Origin of the sequence: Streptomyces sp. NPDC005017, assembly GCF_042873115.1 — a bacterium.
Classification (GTDB): domain Bacteria; phylum Actinomycetota; class Actinomycetes; order Streptomycetales; family Streptomycetaceae; genus Streptomyces.
On the sequence record NZ_JBIALD010000002.1, the window covers coordinates 476,347 to 499,564 of the forward strand.

General features: G+C 72.0%; 19 protein-coding genes. 4 read left to right on the forward strand and 15 right to left on the reverse strand.

Going from position 1 to position 23,218, the window contains the following annotated elements; all coding sequences use genetic code 11:
• Positions 1-10 precede the first annotated feature (10 nt).
• From ACFYR0_RS04880 to ACFYR0_RS04920, 9 genes are all read right to left on the reverse strand, one after another.
• Positions 11-1,366: an FAD-binding oxidoreductase gene (locus ACFYR0_RS04880; protein WP_389321916.1), complete on the reverse strand. Its 1,356-nt coding sequence runs from the start codon at positions 1,364-1,366 to the stop codon at positions 11-13.
• Complete coding sequence (locus ACFYR0_RS04885; RefSeq protein WP_389321918.1) at positions 1,363-1,707, reverse strand: hypothetical protein; 345 nt, start codon at positions 1,705-1,707, stop codon at positions 1,363-1,365. The genes ACFYR0_RS04880 and ACFYR0_RS04885 overlap by 4 nt, the downstream gene beginning before the upstream one ends.
• On the reverse strand, positions 1,704-3,002 hold the full coding sequence (locus ACFYR0_RS04890; RefSeq protein ID WP_389321920.1) for an acetyl-CoA carboxylase biotin carboxylase subunit family protein: 1,299 nt from the start codon (positions 3,000-3,002) through the stop codon (positions 1,704-1,706). The genes ACFYR0_RS04885 and ACFYR0_RS04890 overlap by 4 nt, the downstream gene beginning before the upstream one ends.
• Positions 2,999-4,072, reverse strand: coding sequence for an NAD(P)/FAD-dependent oxidoreductase (locus ACFYR0_RS04895; RefSeq protein ID WP_389321922.1), 1,074 nt, complete (start codon positions 4,070-4,072; stop codon positions 2,999-3,001). The genes ACFYR0_RS04890 and ACFYR0_RS04895 overlap by 4 nt, the downstream gene beginning before the upstream one ends.
• Position 4,073: 1 nt before the next feature.
• On the reverse strand, positions 4,074-5,612 hold the full coding sequence (locus ACFYR0_RS04900; RefSeq protein WP_389321924.1) for a class I tRNA ligase family protein: 1,539 nt from the start codon (positions 5,610-5,612) through the stop codon (positions 4,074-4,076).
• Positions 5,609-5,980 (reverse strand): cupin domain-containing protein, encoded by a 372-nt coding sequence (locus tag ACFYR0_RS04905; protein WP_389321926.1) that lies wholly within the window; start codon positions 5,978-5,980, stop codon positions 5,609-5,611. Before ACFYR0_RS04905 ends, ACFYR0_RS04900 begins: the two co-directional genes overlap by 4 nt.
• Positions 5,980-7,263, reverse strand: coding sequence for a SidA/IucD/PvdA family monooxygenase (locus ACFYR0_RS04910; RefSeq protein WP_389321928.1), 1,284 nt, complete (start codon positions 7,261-7,263; stop codon positions 5,980-5,982). The genes ACFYR0_RS04905 and ACFYR0_RS04910 overlap by 1 nt, the downstream gene beginning before the upstream one ends.
• 169 nt (positions 7,264-7,432) lie before the next feature.
• Positions 7,433-8,824, reverse strand: a complete 1,392-nt coding sequence (locus ACFYR0_RS04915; RefSeq protein WP_389321930.1) for a helix-turn-helix domain-containing protein — start codon at positions 8,822-8,824, stop codon at positions 7,433-7,435.
• Between the two features lie 151 nt (positions 8,825-8,975).
• A complete protein-coding gene (locus ACFYR0_RS04920; RefSeq protein WP_389321932.1) occupies positions 8,976-9,803 on the reverse strand; it encodes an isocitrate lyase/phosphoenolpyruvate mutase family protein in 828 nt (275 codons plus the stop codon).
• A 263-nt stretch (positions 9,804-10,066) separates the two neighbouring features.
• Here ACFYR0_RS04920 and ACFYR0_RS04925 point away from each other — a divergent pair, with 263 nt between their 5' ends.
• Positions 10,067-10,261, forward strand: coding sequence for a hypothetical protein (locus ACFYR0_RS04925; RefSeq protein ID WP_389321934.1), 195 nt, complete (start codon positions 10,067-10,069; stop codon positions 10,259-10,261).
• Positions 10,262-10,353: 92 nt separating this feature from the next.
• On the opposite strand, the gene ACFYR0_RS04930 is transcribed toward ACFYR0_RS04925, so the two are convergent.
• From ACFYR0_RS04930 to ACFYR0_RS04940, 3 genes are all read right to left on the reverse strand, one after another.
• Positions 10,354-11,628, reverse strand: a complete 1,275-nt coding sequence (locus tag ACFYR0_RS04930) for an MFS transporter (RefSeq protein WP_389321936.1) — start codon at positions 11,626-11,628, stop codon at positions 10,354-10,356.
• A gap of 88 nt (positions 11,629-11,716) precedes the next feature.
• Positions 11,717-13,711: a copper resistance protein CopC gene (locus ACFYR0_RS04935; protein WP_389321938.1), complete on the reverse strand. Its 1,995-nt coding sequence runs from the start codon at positions 13,709-13,711 to the stop codon at positions 11,717-11,719.
• Positions 13,712-13,792: 81 nt separating this feature from the next.
• Complete coding sequence (locus tag ACFYR0_RS04940) at positions 13,793-14,590, reverse strand: dimethylarginine dimethylaminohydrolase family protein (protein WP_389321940.1); 798 nt, start codon at positions 14,588-14,590, stop codon at positions 13,793-13,795.
• A 538-nt stretch (positions 14,591-15,128) separates the two neighbouring features.
• Here ACFYR0_RS04940 and ACFYR0_RS04945 point away from each other — a divergent pair.
• Entirely contained in the window at positions 15,129-16,367 is a 1,239-nt protein-coding gene (locus tag ACFYR0_RS04945) for a 3-deoxy-7-phosphoheptulonate synthase (protein WP_389321942.1), read from the forward strand.
• Positions 16,368-16,566: 199 nt separating this feature from the next.
• Here ACFYR0_RS04945 and ACFYR0_RS04950 read toward each other — a convergent pair whose 3' ends face one another.
• Together ACFYR0_RS04950 and wrbA are read right to left on the reverse strand one after the other, a co-directional pair.
• Entirely contained in the window at positions 16,567-18,057 is a 1,491-nt protein-coding gene (locus ACFYR0_RS04950; RefSeq protein WP_389321944.1) for an ABC transporter substrate-binding protein, read from the reverse strand.
• A gap of 303 nt (positions 18,058-18,360) precedes the next feature.
• On the reverse strand, positions 18,361-18,975 hold the full coding sequence (gene wrbA / locus ACFYR0_RS04955; protein WP_389321946.1) for an NAD(P)H:quinone oxidoreductase: 615 nt from the start codon (positions 18,973-18,975) through the stop codon (positions 18,361-18,363).
• A gap of 317 nt (positions 18,976-19,292) precedes the next feature.
• Between wrbA and ACFYR0_RS04960 the strand changes: the two genes are divergently transcribed.
• On the forward strand, positions 19,293-20,204 hold the full coding sequence (locus ACFYR0_RS04960; protein WP_389321948.1) for a shikimate dehydrogenase: 912 nt from the start codon (positions 19,293-19,295) through the stop codon (positions 20,202-20,204).
• 327 nt (positions 20,205-20,531) lie between these two features.
• Here ACFYR0_RS04960 and ACFYR0_RS04965 read toward each other — a convergent pair whose 3' ends face one another.
• Positions 20,532-21,743 (reverse strand): IS701 family transposase, encoded by a 1,212-nt coding sequence (locus tag ACFYR0_RS04965; protein ID WP_389321950.1) that lies wholly within the window; start codon positions 21,741-21,743, stop codon positions 20,532-20,534.
• A gap of 318 nt (positions 21,744-22,061) precedes the next feature.
• Here ACFYR0_RS04965 and ACFYR0_RS04970 point away from each other — a divergent pair, with 318 nt between their 5' ends.
• Positions 22,062-22,790: a ScbR family autoregulator-binding transcription factor gene (locus ACFYR0_RS04970; protein WP_389321952.1), complete on the forward strand. Its 729-nt coding sequence runs from the start codon at positions 22,062-22,064 to the stop codon at positions 22,788-22,790.
• The last annotated feature ends 428 nt before the right edge of the window (positions 22,791-23,218 follow it).

The window sequence follows — 23,218 nt, forward strand, 5'->3', positions numbered from 1 at the left end:
CTCCTCTGAGCTAGACGGCCTGGCGGAAGGTGAAGACCCGGTCGGGGTCGTAGTGGCGCTTGACCTGCTGGAGCCGGTCCAGGTTGGGGCCGAAGTAGGCGGCCTGGGCGTCGGTCAGGTCGGGGTCGGCGAAGTTGGCGTAGGAGGCGTCCCGGGCGTGCTCGCCCATCGCGGTGTGCAGCTCGGTCAGCCAGTCGAGGTTGGCGCGGCGCACCTCCTCGGGGTCGTCGGTGGACCAGGAGGTGTCCATCGAGATCAGGAAGAGCACGTCCCGGTGGGGGAAGGCGGTCTCGGTGACGGGCACCCGGTTGATGGCGCCGCCCCAGGTGAACAGGGCGATGCCGGCGCCGTCCGGGTTGCCGCTGCCGGGCCACTTGCGCAGCGCGGTGAGCAGGGTGTCCACGCCGGCCTCGGTGAGCGGCTCGGCGACGGTGCGGGTGCGGACGGCGAAGGGGTCGCCGGAGGTCTCGTGGCGCAGGTAGTCCTTGGCCTCCCAGTAGGTGCGGTCCTCGATGTCCGCCTTGACGGGCGAGCCGGTGGCCAGCGCGGGGGCCAGCAGTTCGCGCAGTTCGGCGGCCGGGCCGAGGTGCTGGCCGATCACCGAGACCATCCCGTCGTCCTGTGCGGAGCGGCTCACACCGATCCGGGCGGCGAAGCGGTCGGGCGCGTCCCGCATGATCCGCTGCATCACCGGCAGCACCGCCTCGGCGTCCTCCAGCGGCCACACCACCAGACAGGTGGAGCTGTCGACCGTGGGCCGGGCCTGGAAGGTGAAGGAGGTGTTGACGCCGAAGTTGCCGCCTCCGCCGCCCTTGCAGGCCCAGAAGAGGTCGGGGTGCTCGGTCTCGTTGCAGGTGACGACCGTGCCGTCGGCGAGCACGACCTCGGTCTCCACCAGGGAGTCGCAGGTCAGGCCGAACGCCCGGGAGACCGCGGCGACGCCGCCGCCCAGGGTGAGGCCGCCGATGCCGACCTCCTCGGAGTTGCCGAGCGGCACCGCGAGGTCGTGGCGCTGGAGCTCGGCGTACAGGTCGCCGGAGCGGGCGCCGCCGCCGACCGTGACCAGTTCGCGCTCGCGGTCCACGGTGACGGTCCGCAGACCGTGCAGGTCGAGTACCAGTCCGGTGGTGGCGGCCTGGCCGGAGTAGCTGTGGCCGCCGCCGCGGGCGACGACGGGCACGCCCTGCTCCCGGGCCCAGGCGATGCCCCGGGCGACGTCGGCGACGCTCGCCACCGAGAGGACCCCGGCGGCCCGGACGTCCGCGTAGCGCTTGTTGAAGGCGCTGCTGTTCTCCTCGAAGCCGGGCTCCCCCGGCAGCCGCACCGTTCCGTCCACCTGCTCGCGCAGGCGCTCCCAGTCGGTCATCCCGCTTCCTCCGGTTCTCTCACTTCCGCCAGGTACGAGACCCCGGTCTCGGCGTGCGGCCCGTACCGCTCCCACTCCTCGCGCAGCAGCAGTCCGCCGTCGGCGTCCCGCTCGGGGGTGTTGACGGTGCGTCCGGAGATCACGTCGCCGCCGGCCAGCACCATCGTGTAGGCGAGGTGCAGGGTGCCGTCGGGCCCGCAGACCCCGTTCACGCTCCCCCGGCGGACGGGTCCGCCGGCGAAGTCCGCCCAGACCAGGTCGTCCTTCTGGTGGTACCGGGCCGTCACACCGTCCGTGGACGCCAGCTTGCGGAACCGGCGGCCGTCGTAGTCGATGGTCATTCGTCCACGTCCAGCAGGCCCGCGGGCATCTCCAGACGCGCCGCCACGTCCTTGCGCTCCAGCGGCTCCGCGTCCAGTCCGACGGCCGCGACGGCGGCGGCGAGCCGCTCCTCGCAGGCGTCCCGGTCCTCGCCGGAGCAGACCACGAAGGAGTGCCGGGCCAGGTATCCGCCGGGCGGCAGGCGCAGTTCGGTGCCCGGCTCGACCATCGGGGAGGCGGTCACCAGCCCCGGCAGTCCCTCCGGCACCCGCACCTCGTGGACGGTGACGTCCTCGGTGGGGTAGCCGAAGCGGATGCCGGCCACGCCGTGCTGGGTGAACCCGGTGTCCGGACGGTGTCCGGAGGCGACCTCCACCAGCAGTTCGCCGGGGTCGATGCCGGTGGCGATCCGGCCGAGGAAGGGGATCAGGTCGCCGCCCAGCCGGCCGTTGATCTCGATGATCACCGGGCCGTAGGAGGTGAGCTTGACCTCGGTGTGGGTCAGCCCGTTCTCGACGCCGATCACCTCGTGCGCCTTGGTCAGGACGTCGATCAGCTCCTGGTCGGCGAGCAGCGGGTCGGCCGCGTCGACGACATGGCCGATCTCCTCGAAGTACGGGTAGTGGCCGGTCTCCTTGCGGGCCACGAACATCACCCGGTACTCGCCCTGGTGCACCACGCCGTCGACGCTGATCTCGGGGCCGTCGGCGTAGCCCTCCACGATCGCCCCGCCGCGGAACGGCTCGTCGCCGACCAGGCTGGCGTTGGAGGCGATCAGATAGGCCTGCTCCAGCTGCGACTCGTCCTCGGCGAGGACGACGCCCATCGAGGCGCCCAGCGCCCGCGGTTTGACGACCACGGGGTAGCCGATCCGGGCGGCCGTCCCACGGGCCTGCTCCAGGGTGTCGGTGAGCTCGAAGCCGGGCTGGGGCAGTCCGGCGGCGGTCAGCATCGACCGGGTGCGGTGCTTGTCCCGGCAGCCCTGCACCCCGTCGGGGCCGAGGCCCGGGACGCCGAACTCGGCGGCCAGTTCGGCGGAGGGCATCACGAGCGGCTCGTCGTAGCAGAACAGTCCGACGACCTCGCGCCGGCCCGCGATCTCCCGGGCGGCGGCGCGCAGCGCCTCGTGGTCGAACACGTTGACCACGGTGATCTCGTCGAAGTAGTCCTGCTGCCAGGTGGGCTTGAGGTTGTTGATCAGGACCAGCTTGAGGTCGAGCTCGGCGGCCCGCCTGGCGGCGGACTCGATCAGGTACTCGCGGTAGACCCTGAGCCCGCTGCCGATCACCAGCAGGACGCGGTCGTCGGCGGTCATATCGTCTCCTCTCGGAAGTCTGTGGTGAGTGCTTCGAGAATCCGTTCGGCGACCAGCGGCGCGGTGCGGAAGCCGTCGCCGCCGCTGGCGGTCCGGGCCCAGGTGCTCGGGCCGATGCGGACCAGGTGGGAGTTGCCGGTCTGGGCGTCCACCAGGTAGTGGCAGCGCTTGACCGCCATCACGGTGTAGCGGTGCGGTTCGCTGACGATCTGCTCGGAGAGCACCTGCTCGGCCCACTGGCGCTCCTCGTCCGGAGTGCCGGCGGTGACCATGTGGGCCTCGCGGCAGGCGACCGCGGAGCTGACCTTGAGCAGGGTCCCGTCGCCCGGCGGCAGCAGCCAGGCCTGTCCCGAGACGCCGATCCGGCCGACGCCCGGGGTGCGTTCCCAGGCGGTGACCAGCTGCTCCGGCGGCTTGAGGTAGACCAGGGTCTGCCGGTGCAGCACCATCGGGATGTCCACCAGGTCCTTGGACCAGGGCCCGGTGGCGACCAGGGTCAGGTCGGCGTCCAGGGTCTCGGCGTCGGGCAGGTACACCCGTCCGGTCTCCGGGTCGACCGCCTTGACCTCCTGCCAGGGGCGGAGCGAGACGTTGGGCTGCTCGGTGAGCCAGCGCACCAGGACCTGGAGCGCGTGGTCGGCGAGCAGGATGCCGCCGTGCCGCTCCAGCACCCCGACCGTGCCGTCGGGGAAGCGGACGTGGGGGACGCTGCCCGGCTCGATCAGCCGGACCGGGAGGTCCGCCCTGGCCGCCGCGGACAGCACCGCGTCGACGTCGTCCTCGGGCCAGGCGGTGATCATGCCCACCCGGCGGTAGAACTTGGAGCCGGTCAGGGCCTCCAGGCCCATCCAGCGCCGGTGCGCCACCGCGATCCGCCGGGAGGCGGCGAGGTCGTGCGTGTCGAGGGCGCGGACGGCCCGGTGCTGGTCGAAGGAGGTGGACCCGGGGTTCGGAATGGCGTCCCGGTCCAGGACGGTGACGTGGTGTCCGGCCAGGGCACACCGCACCGCCGAGAGCAGTCCGGTCACGCCGGCGCCGACCACCAGTACCCGTCGCTTGTCGGTGGGCATGTCACACCGCCCCGCCGTCCAGCCGCGGCAGTTCCCGCACCGTGATCTCGGTCGTCCCGTCGCTCGGGGTCAGCCGGGTGTCGATGCCGGCCTGAGCGGCGAGGTCGATCAGGATCGGGGCGGCGTTGCGCAGCACGGTCTCCACCTGGTGGACGAAGTCGCCCGCCTCGGCGTCGGTGGCCTCCCAGCGGTCCAGTCTGCCCAGCTGCTCGGCCAGCGTCTCGGCCGTGCGGACCAGGCTGAAGGAGTCGAGCTCGTACGAGGTGGCGAACCGCTCGGTGATCCGGTCGGCGGCCTCGCGGGAGGCCGCGGAGACCGGGAGGGTCTGTCCGGCCCAGCGCCCGGCCCTGGCGGCGATCCGGTTCCACGGCTCGATCAGCCGGGTTCCGGTGACCGCGGGCAGCGCCGACCAGCCGAAGTTGGTCTTCTGGTTCTCCGGGCTGGTGGCGGCCAGGTGGTAGCGGCCGATGTCGCGCGGCAGCCGGTCCGCGAGTTCCTGCCCCCAGACCAGGTGGCCCCGGCTGGTGGAGAACTTCTGGTGGTCCAGCTCGTAGAACTCGTTGGTGACGAACCGGGCCGGCAGGGCGTAGCGGTCGTGCAGGGCGAGCAGCATGGCCGCCCCGGCGATGGCGAAGGGGAAGGTGTTGTCGAAGCCGAGGAAGTAGACGGCCTCGGTCCCCGACTCCGGCCACCAGGGCTCGTCGTCGGCGGAGAGCACCTCGCCGCGCGCCTCGGCGGAGACGGCGGTGGTGTGGATGGACCAGGCCATCGTCTCGGCGTTGGGGTTGACGGACTGGCCGGCGACCTCCGGGAACGGGGCGGGGATGCCCCAGGAGACCGGGTAGGTGACGGGGAAGTCCGGCAGCGGACGGGAGAGCATCTCGGCGACGGCCTGGGCCATGTGCGGCCGCAGCGCGGCGCCGGTGGTGGCGAAGTACTCCTTCAGCCGGTCCCGGTACTCCTCCAGCGGGACCACCAGGACAGGGACCTCGCGCAGTTCCACGGCGTCGTCGGGGTTCTCGGTGGAGCGCGGGTCGATCAGCTCCCCGGCGGGCAGCGGGTGGCCGCAGCTCTCGCAGAGCCCGGCGCAGCCCTCGGCCAGGCAGTTGCGGCAGCCGCCCTTGACGAAGCCGTCGACCAGGTACTGCCCGGTGCTCGGCGAGTAGGGGAAGAGGGTGGGCCGCAGGACCAGCTTGCCCTCCTCGTGCAGCCGGCTGACGAACCTCAGCACGGCCTTGGTGAAGCGCTCCTCGTCGCGGGTGAAGCCGTCGACCTCGATGCCCATCGCGGCGAGCGTGGACTCGATCTTCGCGGTGGAGTCGGCGACCAGGGCCTCGGGGGTGGTGCCCAGCCGGCGGGCGGTGGTGACCACGAAGGTGGAGGTGTCCTGGGCGCCGGTGCCGAAGACGGTGTCCCGGCCGGCGGCGCGCTGGTAGCGGGTGAAGACGTCGGCGGCCAGGAACGGTCCGGCCAGATGGCCGAGGTGCAGGTCGCCGTTGGCGGTCGGGGCGGGCGATATCACCGCCACGCGCTTGCTCATGCTGGGGTCTCCTTCTGATGGCGGGTCAGGAAGTTCTCCGACATCTCGGAGTCCCACCAGATCCCGTAGTACTCGAAGTCCTCCGAGGAGGGGTTGACCACCTTGTGCGTGCAGCCCGGGGGCAGATGGACGATGTCGCCGGCCACGAACTCCCGCTCGACGCCGTCCACGACCAGGGCGGCGCTGCCGCTCATCGCGATGAACATCTCGTACTCGTGATGGTTGTGCGGGGTGGACTCTCCCCCGGCCCGCACGACGCACCAGGCGCCCTCGAAGGGGGAGTTGAGCACGTCCCAGGGCTTCAGGCGCTCGCCCTCGATGCCGTAGGCGGGGGTCAGGTTGGCGCGGTCCAGCCGGCGGATCTGCATCAGCGGACCCCCGCCGTCGCGCCGACGCTGCGGCGGTCGAGCATGTCGGTGCTGATCTCGTGCGAGCGCTGCGCGAGGACGCTGAGCAGCGAGTCGGAGATGCCGTGCGTGGCCTCGTTGAAGCCCTGGAGGTACAGCCCGGCGTGGACGTCGTCACCCGTCTTCACGCGGTAGCGGCGGTCCACCTCGATCTCGTCCAGGCCCACCTGGCCGGCCAGGCTGCGGACCATCGCGGGCATCCGCTGGTCGTAGCCGGTGCCGAGCAGGACCAGGTCGCAGCGGTACGTGTCCACCCGGCCGGACTTGCGGTCGCGCAGGATGAGGACGACCTCGCCGTCCTCCTCGCGGGCCGAGACCACCTCGGTCATGGAGCGGACCGCGGAGCGCTGGGAGCCGGTCAGCTTCTGCTCGTAGAGCATCATGTAGGTCTCGTCGAGGAACGGGGCCGCCAGACCGGCGTAGTTGGTCAGGCGGACCTCGTCCAGGATCTGCTTGCGGGCCTGCGGGGAGGAGCCGTGGAACTCGTCGACGAAGGACGGGAAGAACAGCTCGTTGACGAACTTGCTGGTCTGGTAGTTCATCAGGCCGATGGAGCGGTGGATCAGGGTCGGCTGGCTGAGCGGCAGGTCCTTGTGGACCGAGACGAACATCTCGGCGGCGCTCTGTGCCGCGCCGATCACCACGACCCGCACCGGGCGGTCGATCGGGTACTGGGCGATCCGGGTGGAGTACTGGGTGCTGTGGATCACCCGGTCGCGGGGCAGGTCCTTGAACTCGGCGGGGATGTTGGCGTCGCGGCCGGTGCCGACGACCAGGTCGCGGGCGTCCACCGTGTCGCCGCCGGCGAGGTTGACGCGCCAGCCGACCACCGTGCCGTCGTCGGCCTTGCGCGGGCTGACGCTCTGGACCTTGGAGTTGTAGCGGATTCCCACATGCTCCAGGGAGTTGGCCACCCACTGGAGGTACTCGGAGATCTCCTTGCGGAAGGGGTTGAAGGTGCCGAGGTTGACGAACTCGTCGAGCCGGCCCTTCGCGTGCAGGAAGGAGAGGAAGGAGAACCGGCTCTGGGGGTTGCGCAGGGTCACCAGGTCCTTGACGAAGGAGACCTGGCTGCGGGCGAAGGGCAGCAGCAGGTTGCGCTGCCACACCACGTCCGCGTGCTGTTCCAGGATCAGGGTGTCGGCTGCCAGGCCGGTGGCGCCCGATTCCTCGATCGCCACCGCCAGGGCCAGGTTGGACGGGCCGGCGCCGATCGCCAGGACCTCGACCTCGTGGTTGGTCATCTTCTGCCACCTCGCTACTCGTCCTACCGCCCGTTCGAGCGAGCAGGTGAACGGCCGTTCCTCTGTTCGGATCCGTTCGGTAGGACGAGTACATCGAAGGCGGATATTGATCGACAGGCTTGTCCGAACCGGACAATCAACAGGCGGCTTACGGGAGTTGTTCGAGCGGTCAGGTCAGCTGCCGCGCTCCGGCCAGCGGCCGGACGCGGGTGAACGGCACGGAGTGCCTCGGCGGCAGGTCGTACGCCGTTCCGCCGGCCGTCACGAGGGCCCGTGCCAGGGCGTCGAGCCGGTACGCGCCCAGCCGCTCCGTGTGCCGGAGCATCCCCGCCTCGACCAACTCGTCGGTCAGATGCTCGGACCCGGCCAGGATTGATTCGTCGGTACGCAGCTCCGGCTGGGGCAGCAGGGTCAGCCGGTCGAGCAGCTCCCGCGCCTCGTCGCCGAGCCGGGCGTGCGCCGAGGCGAGCACCTCGCGCAGGGACAGGTCCCCTACGGTCAGCCAGTCCAGCAGCGCCTCGGGGCGCTCCAGCCGCGCGACCGCCCAGCGCAGCGACATCTCGGGGTGGGCGAGCAGCTTGCGGGCGGCGATGTCCAGTGCCAGCGGCAGGTCGCCGCAGAGCTCGGCCAGCCGGTCGGCGCTCGCCGGGTCGGCCTGGGCCCGCTCCGGCAGCCCGCGTGAGATCAGGGCCACGGAGTCGGTCCGCGGCAGCAGGTCCAGCCGCACCCGCAGGACGTCGCGCAGGCCTAGCAGCGAGGACCGGCCGACGACGATGGTGGTGCTGGTGGCGGAGTCCGCCAGCAGGGGGCGTACCTGGCGCTCGCTGTGCACGTTCTCCAGCAGCACGAGCACCCTGCGCTGGGCGAGCAGCGAACGGTAGAGCCCGGCGCGCTGGTCCGCCGCCGCCGGGATGCGTCCGGCGGGCACCCCGAGCGCCGTGAGGAACTCGGCGAGCAGGCCCGGCACGTCGTACCCGCCCTCCGGCGCCGGGCCCAGGTCGGCGTAGAGCTGGCCGTCGACCATGGCCGGGGCCAGTTCGTGCGCGTGGTGCAGGGCCAGTTCGCTCTTGCCGACGCCGGCCGGTCCGCTGATCACCACCGGACCGGGCGGGGCCGAGGCGAGCAGGCCCAGTTCCGTGCGGCGGCCGACCAGTCCCCGCGGGCGGGGCGGCAGCTGGCACGGCCTGGGCAGCACCGGCGCGGCCGGCCGGAGCCCGGAGGGTATCGCCTCGGCGGCCGGCTCCCGCGGTATCGGCGGTCCGGGGGCCGCCGCGGGCCGGGGCGGCAGGGCGGGTATCCCTCCGGCCGCCGCCTCCAGCCATCGTCGTCGCCATTCCTCCCGGTCGCCTCCGCAGGCGGCCGCGTACGCCAGCGCGACCTGGAGGGTGGGCAGCCGGTGCCCGTTCGCCGCACTGGACAGCACCGAGGCCGAGTACATGGCGGCCTTGGCCATGTCCCGGTACGTCGGTCCACCGGCTTCGGCACGCAGGCGTCGCAACCGGCTCGCGAACTCCGCGACCGCTCCGCCCGAGGCGTCCACCGGTTTCTCCGGCCTCCCCATTTTCATCGCCTCATCTCGTTTGGAAATATGGATGATTCGCATATCTCGGACATCTCGGAAAAACGCAAAGGGCGGGTCGGTCCGATGTCACGGGCCGACCCGCCCCGTGGGTGGCGCACGCCCGTCAGGCCGTGCGGCGCGGCGACGCGCCTCAGCGAGTGAAGCTGCTGTTGACCGCGCCGAAGTCGAGGGCGCCGTCCAGCGCGTCGTAGGTGCCGTGGTCGACCAGTTCGGCGGCGGCGCGGCGGGCCAGCGAGTAGGCGGCCTGGGCGACGGCGGTGCCGAGGCTGACCCGGCGCACGCCGGCCGCCTCGAACTCGGCCACGGTGGGCGCGCCCGGTCCGGCCATCACGTTGACCGGCAGCGGCTGGCCCTCGACCAGCTCGGCGATCACGGCGAGGTCGAGCAGGCCCGGCACGAACAGGCTGTCCGCCCCGGCCTCCGCGTAGACGGCCGCGCGGGCCAGTACGTCGGCCGCCCGGCCCTCGGGCTCGCCGATGCCGAAGAGGAAGACGTCGGTACGGAGGTTGACGACCAGCTCCGGCAGTCCGGCACGCTCGGCGGCCTCGCGGGCGGCGCGGATGCGGGCCGCCTGCTCCTCGGCCGTGAACAGGGTGAAGTCGGGCTTGGAGTCCTCGAGGTTGACGCCGACCACACCGGCCTCGATCACGGCGGTGACGGTCGCGGCCACGTCCTCGGGGGCGAGGCCGTAGCCGCCCTCGATGTCGGCGGTCACCGGCACGTCCACGGTCTCGGCGATCCGGCGCACCAGGGCGACCATCTCGTCGCGGCTGAGCGCCTGCTGGTCCGGCTTCCCGGCCGACCAGGACACGCCGCCGCTGGTGGTGGCGATCGCCTTGGCGCCGCCCTGGGCGATGAGCGCCGCGCTGCCGGCGTCCCAGGCGTTCGGCAGCACCAGGATGCCCTTCTCGTGGAGCTCGCGGAGGACGAGGGCCTTGGTCTGCTGGGTGTTTGCCATGACGGCACCTTTCGTGAAGAGGTGTGCAAGAGACATCTTGCCGATATCGGTAAAAGGGTTGAAAGCGGTGACCGGAGACTCCGTCACCTTGCAACCGCCGTGTGCGGCAGGCCGATTGCGGCCCGAGAGACCGAGGTGGCGCCTCCGGTCCAGCAAAGGGGAGGCGCCACCTCCGATACGGCACGGAACGGGGCGGTGCGGGGGACGCGCGTCGGGCGCGTCGAGCCGGGGGGCACGTGGATCGCGGGGAGCGTGGTGGCCTCGTGGATCACGTGGAGCCCGCCGGGCTCGTGGAACGAGCCGAACCGGTGGAACGGGTCGAACCGGTGGAACGGGTCGAACCGGTGGAACGGGTCGAACCGGTGGAACGGGCCGAACCGGTGGAACGGGCCGAACTGGTGGGGCCGGTAGGGCTGGTGGTGCTGGTGGTGCTTTTCGAGGCGGTGGAGCGGACGTGACAGGTTGAGCGGGTCCGGCGGTCGGAACGGGCCGAGCCGGTGGAGCGGGCCGAGCGGTCGGTGCAGGCGGAGCGTGTCGGGCACGCGGCCGGTCAGACGCGCGCGGGCTCGGCGAGCAGGGTCTTCTCCACCGCCGGGGGCTTCGTCCGCAGGGACAGCAGGCCGGCGGCGATGCTGAGGACACCGGCGACGTACCACGCGGGCGCGTAGGTGCCGAAGCCGTCCCGGGTGAGGCCGGCGGTGGTGGCGGCGAACGCGGCGCCCAGCTGGTGCGCGGCGAAGATCCAGCCGAACACGATCGGAGCCGACATCCCGAAGTGCTCACGGCACAGGGCGACGGTCGGCGGCACGGTGGCGATGAAGTCCAGGCCGAAGAGGACGATGAAGACCAGCATCGGGCCGGTGACCTTCTCGTCGAACAGCTGCGGCAGCACCAGCAGGGAGACGCCGCGCAGCGCGTAGTACCCGAGCAGCAGGACGCGCGAGTCGTAGCGGTCGCTGAGCCAGCCGGAGGCGACCGTGCCGATGAGGTCGAAGATGCCGATGAGCGCGAGCAGGCCGGCGGCGGTCACCGACGGCATCCCGTGGTCGTGCGCGGCGGGGATGAAGTGGGTGTTGACCAGGCCGTTGCTGGTGGCGCCGCAGATCGCGAACGCGGCGGCGAGCAGCCAGAACGCCCTGGTGCGGGCGGCGGTCTTCAGACCGTCGACCGCGAGCTTGGCGGCGTTGCGCGCGGGCGGCTGCACCGGCACGACCTCGTCCGCGCCGTACGGCGGGATGTCGAGGTCGGCGGGGTGCTCGCGGAAGAACAGCAGAATCATCGGCACCGTGGCGAGGGCAACGACCGACACCACGATCGCGGCGGTCTTCCAGCCGCCCGGCGCCTCCGAGAGCTTCGCCACCAGCGGCAGGAACACCAGCGAGCCGGTCGCGCCGCCCGCGGTCAGCACACCGGTGACCAGGCCTTGGCGCTTGACGAACCAGCGCGTGCCGAGCGTGGCGACGAAGCCCAGGGAGATGGAACCGGAGCCCAGGCCGACCAGGACGCCCCAGAGCAGCACGAGCTGCCAGGACGCGGTCATGAAGACGGCTAGGCCGCTGCCGAGGGCGATCAGGGACATGGCGGCCGCGGTCACCTTGCGCATGCCGAAGCGTTCCATCAGCGCGGAGGCGAACGGCGCGGTGACGCCGTAGAGGGCGAGGTTGACGGACATGGCGAGGCCGATGACCCCGGTGGACCATCCGAACTCTTCTTGCAGCGGCTCCACCAGCGCACCGGGGGTCGCCCGGAACCCAGCCGCCGCGACCAGCGCGACGAATCCGATGGCCGCGATCATCCACGGCCACACTTGCTTCTGACGAATCATGTGCACAGCGTGATCGAAGCGACACCGCCCCGGGAAGCGCGGCCGGGACACCATGTCAGGTCCGCCCGAGCGTAGGGTTGTCGGCCGGTCAACGGCCGATCGGGACCTTCCGTTCCGATGTCGCCTGGTCGATGTCGGACGAGCGTACGGTCATCGAGACCGTCCACTCCCCCGCCAGCGCGAGCCGGGCCGAACCCGCCCACCGACCTGCGCCGTCACGCTTCAGCGGGACCCGCAGCGGGCCGAGGTCACGGGCGGGCAGCGCGAGGGCGAGGCGGACCTCCGGCACCTCGGCGGGCGTGCCGTCGACACGCCGCAGCTCCAGCCGTAGGGCGTAGCCGCCGGACTTCGCCGGTACCAGGCGGAGGGTGGCCTCACCGCGTGCGTCGGGGGTGCCGCCGCCGGTGTCGAAGGGGAGCCGCGAGGTGACGGTCCGGGCGAGTGCGGGAGACGCGGCGGCGACGGTGCTCCGGTCGTCGTCCGCGGTCCGTCCGGGCGGCGAGGAGGTGAGCAGCGTGGTGACCGTGAGGACGGCGACGGCCACGGCCGACTCCGTCAGGACGGACCGCCGCAGGCCGGCGCGTACGGTCGCGTCGTCCCCGTGCGGCGAGGAGGAGTCGCGTGGCACGGGGACCTCGCCGGGCACGGACGTGTCGCCCGGCGCGGAAGTCCCGCGTGGCGCGGGGGTCTCGCCCTCCTCGTCGGCCTGGACCGACACCGCGCCCCGGGACGGCCGCGCGCTCTCGTCGTTCGCGTGGTTCTCGCCGCTCCCGGCGCTCGCACCGGCCTGTACGGGTGCACCGGCCCGGCCCGCCGGGGGCACGGACTCGCCGTCCTCACCGGCCGGTTCACCCGCCCGCAGCCGGGCGAGGCGGGACCGGGAGACCCAGGCCGCGGCGACCATGAGGGCCACGAATCCGCCCTTCAGCAGCAGCAGTTGTCCGTATCGGGTGTCGAACAGAGCGTCCCAGGGACCCACTTCGCGCCAGGCCCGGTACAGCCCCGTGGCGACCAGGACGGTCACCGAACTCAGGGCCACCGCGGAGAAGCGCCGCACGGCGGCGGGCGCCAGCCCGTGCCGCAGCCCGGCCGCCAGGGTGGCCAGACCGCCCAGCCAGGCCGCCATGGCCAGCAGGTGCAGGGCGGTCAGCGGCAGGGCCAGCCAGACCTGGGGTCCCTCGGAGGCGTGGTCCGTCGAGACCCAGGTGAACGCCATGCCGACCGCCAGGACCAGTCCGGCCGCGCCGAGCCGCACCCGGGACCGCCGGGGGGCCTCGGTGCCGGGCTGCCCGAGCGCGCCGACCAGCAGCACCAGGAACACGGCGCTCGCCACGAGCAGCAGCAGCCTGGCCGCCAGCGCGAAGTAGATCCGCTCGTCCACGTCGACGTGGGCCGGCGCGGGATCGTCCGAGGGGAAGAGGCCGCCACCCTGCTCGTACGGGCCGCGCAGCATCATCAGGATCACGGTGGAGCCCAGCAGGCCGATCCAGCCGGCCGCCAGCAGCTTCTGCACCGGCCGGACGGAGACGCCCGCCGGCCAGCACGTCAGGACGAACGCCACCGCGCCCGCCAGCAGCGCGAACGAGCCGTACGCGACCACTCCCGCGGTGCCGTACAGGAACGCGATCACACTGTCCGTGCGGGCGCCCTGGAACTCCTCGGTGGAGACCGAACTCGCCGAGGGCGCACCGACGGAGAAGACGAAGGCGCCGCCGAGCGGATGCGAGTCCCCGGAGATCACCTGCCAGGCCACGGTGTACGTGCCGTCGCGCAGGCCGTCGCGGAGCGCGATGCGCGCGGTGTCGTCCCGGCCGGCGGCGTGCCCCGGTGTGCCCGTGTCGACCCGTTCGCCCGCCGGGTCGAACACGCGCAGAGAGGCGGAGGGCAGGGTCACCCCCTCGCCGAAGGTGAGCGTGACCGCGGACGGCGCCGAGCGCACCACCGAGTTCTGCGCGGGGTCGGTGGACTCGAGCTCCGCGTGCGCGGACGCGGTGCCCGCCGCGCCCAGCACGGTCAGCACGGCGGCCAGCACCGCCAACAGCGCGCCGACGGCCCGGCGCACCCGCACGGATCCCGTGGTCATCCTGCCTGCTCCCCGTCAGTAGGCGTATCCGCGGTGGGCATCCCGCGGGAGGCGGTTCCGCCCCGAGAATAGGACCACCGGCTACGCCGGCGGGTTGTCCAGCGTCAGCGCGGTGCAGCGCACCCCGCCGCCGCCCTTGGCGAGTTCGGTCGTGTCCAGCTCGACCACCTCCAGACCGCGCCCGCGCAGTTCCGCGGCCAGCCGCGGCACGCCCTGGGTCATGGTGACGGTGGTGCCGTCGCTGACCAGGTTCAGCGCGAACAGGGCGGCCTCCTCGACCGGCACCTCGATCAGCTCGGCGCCGAGTCCGCGCAGGGTGCGCACGCTGGCCGCGTCGAGGGCGTCGGGGCAGTACGCCAGCAGGTCCGGGGCGACGACACCGACGGCCAGGTCGAGGTCGTACCAGCGGGAGCTCACGGTGCGCAGCGGCACCACCTCGTAGTCCAGCTCGCGGGCGAGCACGTCGAGCATCCGCTCGTCGGTGCGCTGGCCGTACGCCGCCAGCAGCAGGTCGCCGCAGGCCAGCGCGTCGCCCTGGCCGCTGAAGAGGTAGGGCGCCTCGACGACCTCGTAGTGGTGCTCGGACAGCCACGCCGTGAAGTACGGGATCTCGGCCTGCCGCTCCGACGGCGGGTTGCCGAGGACGGCCTTCTCGCCGCGGATCACGGCGGCGTTGGCGGTGAACACCATGTCCGGGCACTCGGGCGCGGAGGGCAGGTACTCGACCTTGCGGCCGGCCGCGAGGTGCGCGGCCACGATGGCCTGGTGCTCGGCGAGCGTGGCCTGGACGTCCGGCTGGATCGCGGTGTCCATGTAGGGGTTGATCTCGTAGTCGACCCGGAAGTGGCTCGCGTCGGAGACAAGCAGTTCGCTGTTCACGGTGCCCTCTCATCGGTGGTCAGCCGGCCCCGCCCTGTGGGGCGGGTACCGGCGCGGAATGGTCCGAGGCGCGGAACGGGGCTGGACGTTGCGCAGCCGTGTCCATCCGAGTCCAGCCGGGCGGCGAATTGATCGCGAGCCTTGAACGGCAAAGGCAATCAAGTCCGTTTCGTCCGGCGGGGGCGGGCCGGACCCGCGCGCGTGGGAATTCCGTCGGACATGACGGAGTCCGTCCGGCACTTTCGCAGAAAGGCCGTCGACGGGTGAAGAGTTATGGAGGATTCACTCCGCAGGATCCGAAGGATTCCGAGCGATTCCATGTGGCATTGAAGAACTCTTCACGGCGTCTTACGACGTCTTCCCGGCGTCTTCCCGGGCCGTCGACGGCTCCGAAGGTCCGCCTCTCGCACGCAACGGCCGCCGGCCGCCGAACACGGCTGCCACCGGCACTGAACGGCTCCGGAATTTCCCGCGAACGACGAAGTCCCGGGCACCCGAAGAAGTTGACGGAAATCATTCACGACCACGGAGGTTCCTCGTGACCAGTGACGCGATCGCGACCAGTCCGGCCATGGCGGGGGCCGCCCTGCTGGAGGGCACGGGCGCGCTCTGGCGGGCCCTTCCCGCACGGCAGCAGCCGGACTGGGAGGACCTCGACCTCCTGGCCGAGGTCACCTTCGACCTCGCCGACCGGCCGGGACTGGTCGGCGCCGGCGAGGTGGCCGAACTGCGGGGCCTGCTGGCCGAGGTGGCGGCGGGCCGCTGCCATGTCGTGCAGGCCGGCGACTGCGCCGAGGACCCGGCCGAGTGCGCGCCCGGCCACGTCACCCGCAAGGTGGCGCTGCTGGAGGCGCTCGCCGGGGTGATGTCGATGAACACCCTGCTGCCCACGCTCCGGGTCGGCCGGATGGCGGGCCAGTTCGCCAAGCCGCGCTCGCGCCCCACCGAGGTGGTGGACGGCGTGGAACTGCCCGTGTACCGGGGGCACATGGTCAACAGCCCCGAGCCGGACGCGGCGCTGCGCCGCCCGGACCCGCGCCGCCTGCTCTCGGGCTACGAGGCGGCCGGGCGGGCCATGGCGACACTGCGGGGCCGGGCGGCCGAGCGGCCCGCGGCCTTCGCCACCCCGGTGTGGACCAGCCACGAGGCGCTGCTGCTGGACTACGAGGCACCGCTGATCCGCACGGACGAGTCGGGCCGCCGCTACCTCGCCTCGACGCACTGGCCCTGGATCGGCTACCGCACCAACCAGCTGGACGGCGCCCATGTGGCCCTGCTGGCGTCGGTGGCCAACCCGGTGGCCACCAAGGTCGGTCCGGGCATGAGGCCCGACGAGCTGCTGGCACTGTGCGAGCGGCTCGACCCGGCCCGTGAGCCCGGCCGGCTCACCCTGATCGCCCGTATGGGCGCGGACGCCGTCACCGAGGACCTGCCCGCCCTGGCCGCGGCCGTGCGCGCCGCAGGGCACCCGGTGATCTGGCTGTCGGACCCGATGCACGGCAACACGGTCAGCGGGCCGGGCGGCCGCAAGACCAGGCTGGTGGAGAGCGTGGTCCGTGAGGTGCGGGGCTTCCAGCAGGTGATCGGCGAGGCGGGGGCCGTCGTGGGCGGGCTGCACCTGGAGACCACGCCGGACGACGTCTCCGAGTGCGTGCACGACGAGCGGTCCATGGGGAGCCTCGGCGAGCGGTACACGACGTTCTGCGACCCGCGGCTGAACCCGGCGCAGGCGCTGGAGGTCGCCGCCGCCTGGCAGGGCCGTACGTCCTGGCGGTGACGTTCCGGTTCCGGGCGGACCTCGCGGGCGGACCGGTGGGCGGACCCGGCGGGTCCGCCCACCGGTCCGCCCTTCGGCAACAGCCGTCGGGTCCGCCCGACGGAGACAGCCATCGGGTCCGCCCGACGGAAACGGACATGGAAACGGCCTGCGGCCTCGTGAGTGATCACGAAGCCGCAGGCCGTTCCGCCGCGAGGGGTCAGTCCTCGAGGGTCACGTCGAACAGGTCCAGCTGGAGCAGGGGGGTGACGGTCACGTTCCCGGTCCGGGTGGACCAGCCCGACTCCACCTTCTGGTACCAGAGCGGGATGGCCGGCATGTCCTGGATGATCCGCTTCTCGGCCTCGCGGTAGAGCTCCCAGCCCTCCTGCTCGGAGGCCGCCGCGTCGGCCCTGGCCAGCAGGGCGTCCACCTCCGGGTTGGAGTAGCCGGAGCCGTTGACGGCGGCTCCGGTGCGGAAGATCGGGTTGAGGAAGTTCTCGATCGACGGGTAGTCCGCGACCCAGCCGGAGCGGAAGACGGTCGTCATCCTCTCCTCGTTGATCAGCTTGCGGAACTCTCCGAAGGTGGGGACCGGCGCGTAGCGGGCCTCCACACCGAGGGCCGCCGTGATCGTGCGGCAGGCCGCGTCGATCCACACCTGGTTGGCGGAGTCGTCGTTGGAGGTCAGCTCGATCGGGCCCTCGAAGCCGGTCGTCTCGAACAGGGCCCGGGCCTTCTCCGGCTGGTAGGTGCACAGGTCGCCGCTGGCGTCGCCGCCGTAGCCGGGCACGATCGGCGGGACCAGGCCGTCCGGCAGCATCTTGTCGCCGTCGAAGGCGGTGTCGATGACGTACTGCCGGTCGATGGCCATCGAGATCGCCTGGCGCAGCCGCGGGTCGCCGAAGCGCGGGTCGTAGAGCGGGAAGGAGATCGACTGCACGCCCATGTACGGCTTGGAGACGCAGCGTCCGGCCAGTTCCTGCTTGTAGCGGCCGCCGTCGAGCGCGTCCGCCGGGACGAAGTCGAGGTAGTCGAGCTTGTTCGCCACGACGTCGGCGTAGGCGTCCTCCAGCATCCGGTAGAAGCGGAACTCCACGCCCTCGACACGCGGCTTGCGGACGCCGGCGTAGGCGTCGTAGCGCAGCAGCACGATGTGCTCGCCGGGGGTGTGCGACTCGAAGCGGAAGGGGCCGTTGCCGACGGGGTGCGCCTCGAAGGCCGCGCGGTCGGCGAAGAAGGCGGCCGGCAGCGGGAAGAAGGCGGCGTAGCCGAGCTGGGTGACGAAGGCGGAGAAGGGCGCCGACAGGGTCACCTCGAAGGTGCTGTCGTCGATCACCTTCAGGCCGGACAGCGTCTCGGCGGCGCCGCTCTGGGTGGCTTCGTAGCCCTGGATGTGGGAGAGGTATTCGGCGCCCTGGAGTTTGTTCGGGCCGTAGGTGGTGTAGTTCCAGGCGTCGACGAAACTCGCCGCGGTGACCGGGGTGTTGTCGTGGAAGGTCCATCCCGGATTCAGGGTGATCCGGTAGACGCGGGAGTCCGCCGATTCGATGGACTTCGCGACCGCGTTGCGCGGTTCGGCCGTGTTCGGGTCGTACTCGACCAGGCCGGTGAAGAGGGCGTTGACGATTTTCACGCTGTCGCGTTCGGTCGCGTCGCCGGGCACCAGCGGGTTCTCGGGTTCGGTGCCGTTCCAGCTGATGATGTTCATGCGTGTGAATCCCTTGGGTCAAGGTGCTGAAAAGGGTTTCGGGCGCGCCGGACCGGGCCGACCGCGAGCATCGCGGCCGGCTCCGGTGAGCGGTGTGGCAGCTCTCGCGTTCGACCGGGAGCAGGGCCATGTCCTTCGACCGGGCACGGTGCCTGCCGCTGAATTCCCGGCGCGTTTCCCGCGGACCGGTCCCGTGTCGGACGGGACCGGTCCGGCCGCGTGACGGTAATTACGCCCCGGGCAGCCGCACTGACGTTCCGTCATGCAACTCTCAGGGCGCGGAAATCAGCGTCTCCGGATACTTCAGGCCGCCCGAAGACCGGTCTTGAGCGCCGTGGCTATCTCCACTGCGCGGCGGGCCTGGAACTCGATGGCACCGAGGTTCTCCTCACCGGGAGGGGTGGTGCCGCCGTGCGAGACATGGCTCGTGCCGTAGGGGTTGCCGTTGCCGGTCGCGAACTGTACGGGGTCGGCGTAACCGGGGGGAACGATGATCGCGCCCCAGTGGTAGAAGGTGTTGTTGAGGGCCAGCAGCGTGCTCTCCTGGCCGCCGTGCGAGGTGGAGGTCGACGTGAACGAGGAGACGACCTTGTTCACCAGCCGCCCCTTCCGCCAGAGTTCGCCGGTGCTGTCGATGAACGCCTTGAGCTGAGCGGCGGGCAGGCCGAATCGGGTGGGCGTGCCGAACAGGATGACGTCCGCCCAGTCCAGGTCCTCGACCCGCGCCACGGCGGCACCGTCGACGGCGAGTTGCTCCTCCCCCTCCGGACCTGTGGCGGCCGTGGCCTTGGCGGCCGTCTCGGGGACTCTGCGCAGCCGTACCTCGGCGCCGGCCTTCTCCGCCGCCGCGGCGGCCGACTCCGCCAGCGTGTGCACATGTCCGGTGGACGAGTAGTAGATGACGGCGACGTTGGTCACGGTCGCAACTCCAATTCGCGAGGGGCCGGCATACGGACGGGACCTGTGGGCGGGCCTCGGCGAAACCGCCGGACGGGCCGCCCGTAAATCGACTCTCGCGGGCGGTCGCGGCCCCCGCAAACAGCCCGTCGCGATTTCATCACCTTGCGCGTCCGCGGAACCCCGGGAAGTCCGCGGAAGGGCGAAAGAACGGCCTGTCGCGCGATTCACCGCGGAACTGTGTCAACTCGGCGCCCCGTACCGAAGACCGGCGATCTAAGCTGTTCCGATATCCGGAGTCCACCCCCCACCAGACGCAGAAGGAGCGTCCTTCACCCATGCATGCAGACCAGACACCCACGGGCCGCACATCGCCCGGGGGCCGCGGGGGCAACCGTGCGGCGGTCCTCGGATCGCCGCTCGGCCGTTCCCTGTCGCCCACGCTGCATCGTGCCGCGTACGCGGCCATGGGGCTGGACTGGTCGTTCGAGGCCGTCGAGGTCGACAGGGCGGCCCTGCCCGCCGTGTGGGACTCGCTGGGCGAGGACTGGGCCGGGCTCTGCCTGGCCGTCCCCCTGAAGCGGGCCGTGCTGCCGCTGCTCGACGAGGTCTCGGACCTGGCCATGGACGTCGGCGGGGCCGACACGGTGGTGTTCCGGCAGGGGCGCAGCTTCGGCGACCACGCGGGCGCGCACGGCATCACCGCCGCGCTGCGCCAGGCGGGTCTGGAGGCGCCGGATTCCGCCGTGGTGCTGGGCGGCGGGGCGGCGGCCTGTTCCGCGCTGGCCGCGCTGCGGGAGGTCGGGGTCCGGGAGCCGGTCGTGGTGGTCCAGGAGCGCACGGGCGCGACGGAGGTCGAGGCGGCGGCCGGCCGGCTCGGGGTCTCGGTGGACCTGCACCACGTCAACGAGTTGCAGCGGTTGCTCCGGGGCGTCGCGGTGGTGGTCTCCACCCTGCCCGAGGAGGCCGCCGACACCCTCGCCCCGGCCGTCGCCCACTCCGGCGCCGCCGTCCTGGACGCGGTGTACTCGGCCTGGCCGACCCGGCTCGCCAAGGCGGCGGGCTTCAACGGCAGCACGGTGGTCGACGGTCTGTCCCTGCTGCTGCACCGGACCGTACGGCAGATCGAGCTGCTGACCGGCCGGACCGACGTGCCGGTGGCCGCGCTGGGCCGGGCCGCCCGAGCCGAACTGGAGCGACGGGCCGCGCGCGGGACCGAGCCGGCGGGAGCGGGCGGCACGCTCCGCTGAGGCCGGTCCGGAAGCCGTACCGACGCCGGCACCGAAGCGGGTAGTGAAGCCGGCCCCGGGCCGTTGCTGAAGCCGGCCGGTACAGAGGCCGACGCCCAGGCCGGTACTGAAGCCGAGGCAGAGACCGGCACTCAAGCCGTTGCCCAAGCCGGTACACAGGCCCGGCAACCAGGCCGTACCCGGTCCGGCAGCCGTCCGGAGCCCGACGGCGTCGCGGGGTCCCGCACGCACTCCCCTTGTTCTCGGGGGCGTGCGGGGACCCCGGCCGCGTCGCCGTGACCCGCCTCGCCGTCCGGACCCCGTGCTCCGAACAGCGGTCCGCGGTGCCTACGCGGACAGTTCCTCCAGGGCGTCGAACTGCCGGCGGCGGGCCGAGGACAGCACCATGATCGCGTGGGCCACCGAGCAGAGCGTCACGTGCCGGTGCCAGCCCGCGTACGAGCGCCCCTCGAAGTCACGCATCCCCACCCGGGTGCTGACCTCCTGGAAGTCCTTGCTCACCCGCCGGGTCAGCCGTCCCAGTCGCAGCAGGGCGGCGGGCGGCACGTCCAGCAGATTGGACAGCCAGACCTCCCCCGGCCGGCCCTTCTGCATCGGCCAGCCGCCGACGAGGGTCAGGGCGCGGTCGGAGAGCGGAGGCATGCCGGGCCTGCGGACGGCGGGCACGGTCACCCGGGTGCCGCTCACCAGGAGGGACCGGCTGATCGAGTACTCCGGGTCCACCCAGACGACGGGCTTGGACAGCTTCTTGCCGCGCTCGACCAACTGCTGCGCCTGGAAGAGCCGTTCCCCCGCACCGGGCTGGACCGGGTCGAAGCCGACCACCCGCGTCGATCCGTCGACCCGCATGACGAACGGAATACGCCGCCGGGTGAACTGCTCTATCAGGGCGTGCGAGTTGAGGGTACGGCCGTCCAGGACGACCGGGCGGCGACGCAACCCCCATGCCGCGTCCGCGAGTTCGGCGACGGTGTGCACGACGCCCGCCTCGACGCTCATCGCGGCGACGTCGTCCGGGATCCTGGCCCGCCGGCGCCGGTCCTCGTCCTCCAGCCACTCGGCCGGCAGGTTCAGGCCCCAGTTGACGGGAGCGCTCAACTGTTCGTTGGCCAGGGAGACGCCAAAGGCCTGCTGGCTGTTGACGACCCGTCCGAGGTCGAAGCGGAACGACTCGGCGACCCCGACGGAGTGCTCTCCGGCCTTCGGGATGGCCATGGAGTCGATCACCCAGGCCTGCGGCAGCAGCACCCTGTCCAGATGCCGGGCGAGCGCCTGCCGGACGGGGTGCCAGCTCCACGAGGAGTTGCTGATGAAGTGATGCAGGCTCTGCTCGGCGGCACCGTGATCGGCCACGGCGGCCAGGGCGCGCATCGACTTGCGGCCCGGCACGGTCAGCAGCCCGGAGACGTACCACTCACCCCTGGTCCGCTGGTCGCGCCTCTTGAGCGAGGCCAGCATCCGCCCGCAGAACTCGGTGACGAAGTCGTCCGCGACGTCGCCCCATGCCTGCGCCAGGGCTTCCCTCTCCACGCCTTCCACGACTCCCCTCCCTCTCCCCGGTCGCCTTCTCAGGCGACCTCCTGTTGGTGGCGGCACGGCCGGGGGCCGTACGCGGAACGTCGACCGGAACGACCATACCGTACCGGGCAGTTGGTTTTGTAGACTTCGTTCGTCAGGTAGTCGCACTCTTCGAGGCCCACCCGACAGACAATAAAATACCGCTTGGTTGGTTTGCTAGAGTGTCTTTCGACGATCTCGCTCGGGACTCGGTCCAGCGACCTCCGAAGCGGGCTCCAGTCGCACCCGGGTGGTTCTCGACCGCGACCGACCCGGGATCGCCGTGATGAGGGGGTAGCCATGCCACGCCAGGAACGAGCCGAACGCACCCGTGAGCTGGTCGTCCGGGCGGCAGCCGTGTGCTTCGACACGACCGGCTTCGCCGCGACCAGCCTGAGCGAGATCGTGGAGATGGCCGAGGTCTCGAAGGGGGCCCTCTACTTCCACTTCAGCTCGAAGGAGAAGCTGGCCGAGGCGGTCGTCGCCCGACTGGGCACGGACTGGCGGGAGATACTGCGCGCCGCCAGGACCCCCGAGGGGCCGCCCCTCCAGACGCTGATCGACATGACCCACGACCTGGCCCGCCGCATGCGCCACGACGTCGTCCTCCGCGCCGGACTGCGGCTCTGCGACGACCGCCGGCGCACGGGCGAGCCCGGGCCGGTCGGTCCGTACCCCGCGTGGCGGCGCACGGTCGGCCTCGCGCTCGCCAGGTCCCGCCGCCGGGGCGAACTGCTGCCCGGCCTGGACCTGGCCCAGGCCGCCCAGATGCTCACCGCCACCACGGCGGGCATCGAGCTCCTCTCCCGCCAGGACGGCGGCTGGCTGCGGCCGCGGGTGATCACCGGCGCCTGGGACGCCCTGCTCCCGGCCCTGGTCCCCACGGACCGCCTCCACGACCTCCACCCCGCGGGAACACCCACCCCCACGCCGCCCGCCCAGCCCCCGGAGCGGCCGACAGGAAGATCACCAATGAAACCCGACCTTCCGGTACGACAACTTTCACACAGCAACCATCAGCCACAGTGAGGGTTGATCACAAGAAACCGCCCGCCTTGTTTTGAAAACCGACGATGCGAGATCCCAAACTCCGCATCCCAAGGTCGAACCGGACCTTCCGCCTCACAAACGGAGGTTGCCGCGGGAAAGCCACGGCACCTGATGGCCGAGGGGTGCGGGCCCGTCGGTGTGGCGTCCGCCCGGGGCGGAGCCTCCGAGGCTGTTCGGTACGGCGAGAACCGGCCGCGGGCGGCCCGCGAACCCGGGAGAGGAGGTCCCACGAAAGCCGCGGCCGTGTCCGCCGATCGCCTGGACGCTGTCAGGGTCCCGGAGTGGTGGCCCCCCCCCCCCCCCCCCCCCCCCGGGGGGGGGGCACCCCCCGCGCGCCCCCCCCCGGGATGCCCGGTAGGGGCCGTTAGATCCACGCGGGGCCCCCCGCGGCCACCACGGCCAACCCC

Bases quoted from the DNA above. Each gene is read 5' to 3' on its own strand.
- ACFYR0_RS04880 (WP_389321916.1), bottom strand. From the start codon at position 1,366: ATGACCGACTGGGAGCGCCTGCGCGAGCAGGTGGACGGAACGGTGCGG.
- ACFYR0_RS04885 (WP_389321918.1), bottom strand. From the start codon at position 1,707: ATGACCATCGACTACGACGGCCGCCGGTTCCGCAAGCTGGCGTCCACG.
- ACFYR0_RS04890 (WP_389321920.1), bottom strand. From the start codon at position 3,002: ATGACCGCCGACGACCGCGTCCTGCTGGTGATCGGCAGCGGGCTCAGG.
- ACFYR0_RS04895 (WP_389321922.1), bottom strand. From the start codon at position 4,072: ATGCCCACCGACAAGCGACGGGTACTGGTGGTCGGCGCCGGCGTGACC.
- ACFYR0_RS04900 (WP_389321924.1), bottom strand. From the start codon at position 5,612: ATGAGCAAGCGCGTGGCGGTGATATCGCCCGCCCCGACCGCCAACGGC.
- ACFYR0_RS04905 (WP_389321926.1), bottom strand. From the start codon at position 5,980: ATGCAGATCCGCCGGCTGGACCGCGCCAACCTGACCCCCGCCTACGGC.
- ACFYR0_RS04910 (WP_389321928.1), bottom strand. From the start codon at position 7,263: ATGACCAACCACGAGGTCGAGGTCCTGGCGATCGGCGCCGGCCCGTCC.
- ACFYR0_RS04915 (WP_389321930.1), bottom strand. From the start codon at position 8,824: ATGGGGAGGCCGGAGAAACCGGTGGACGCCTCGGGCGGAGCGGTCGCG.
- ACFYR0_RS04920 (WP_389321932.1), bottom strand. From the start codon at position 9,803: ATGGCAAACACCCAGCAGACCAAGGCCCTCGTCCTCCGCGAGCTCCAC.
- ACFYR0_RS04930 (WP_389321936.1), bottom strand. From the start codon at position 11,628: ATGATTCGTCAGAAGCAAGTGTGGCCGTGGATGATCGCGGCCATCGGA.
- ACFYR0_RS04935 (WP_389321938.1), bottom strand. From the start codon at position 13,711: ATGACCACGGGATCCGTGCGGGTGCGCCGGGCCGTCGGCGCGCTGTTG.
- ACFYR0_RS04950 (WP_389321944.1), bottom strand. From the start codon at position 18,057: ATGAACATCATCAGCTGGAACGGCACCGAACCCGAGAACCCGCTGGTG.
- ACFYR0_RS04960 (WP_389321948.1), top strand. From the start codon at position 19,293: ATGCATGCAGACCAGACACCCACGGGCCGCACATCGCCCGGGGGCCGC.
- ACFYR0_RS04970 (WP_389321952.1), top strand. From the start codon at position 22,062: ATGCCACGCCAGGAACGAGCCGAACGCACCCGTGAGCTGGTCGTCCGG.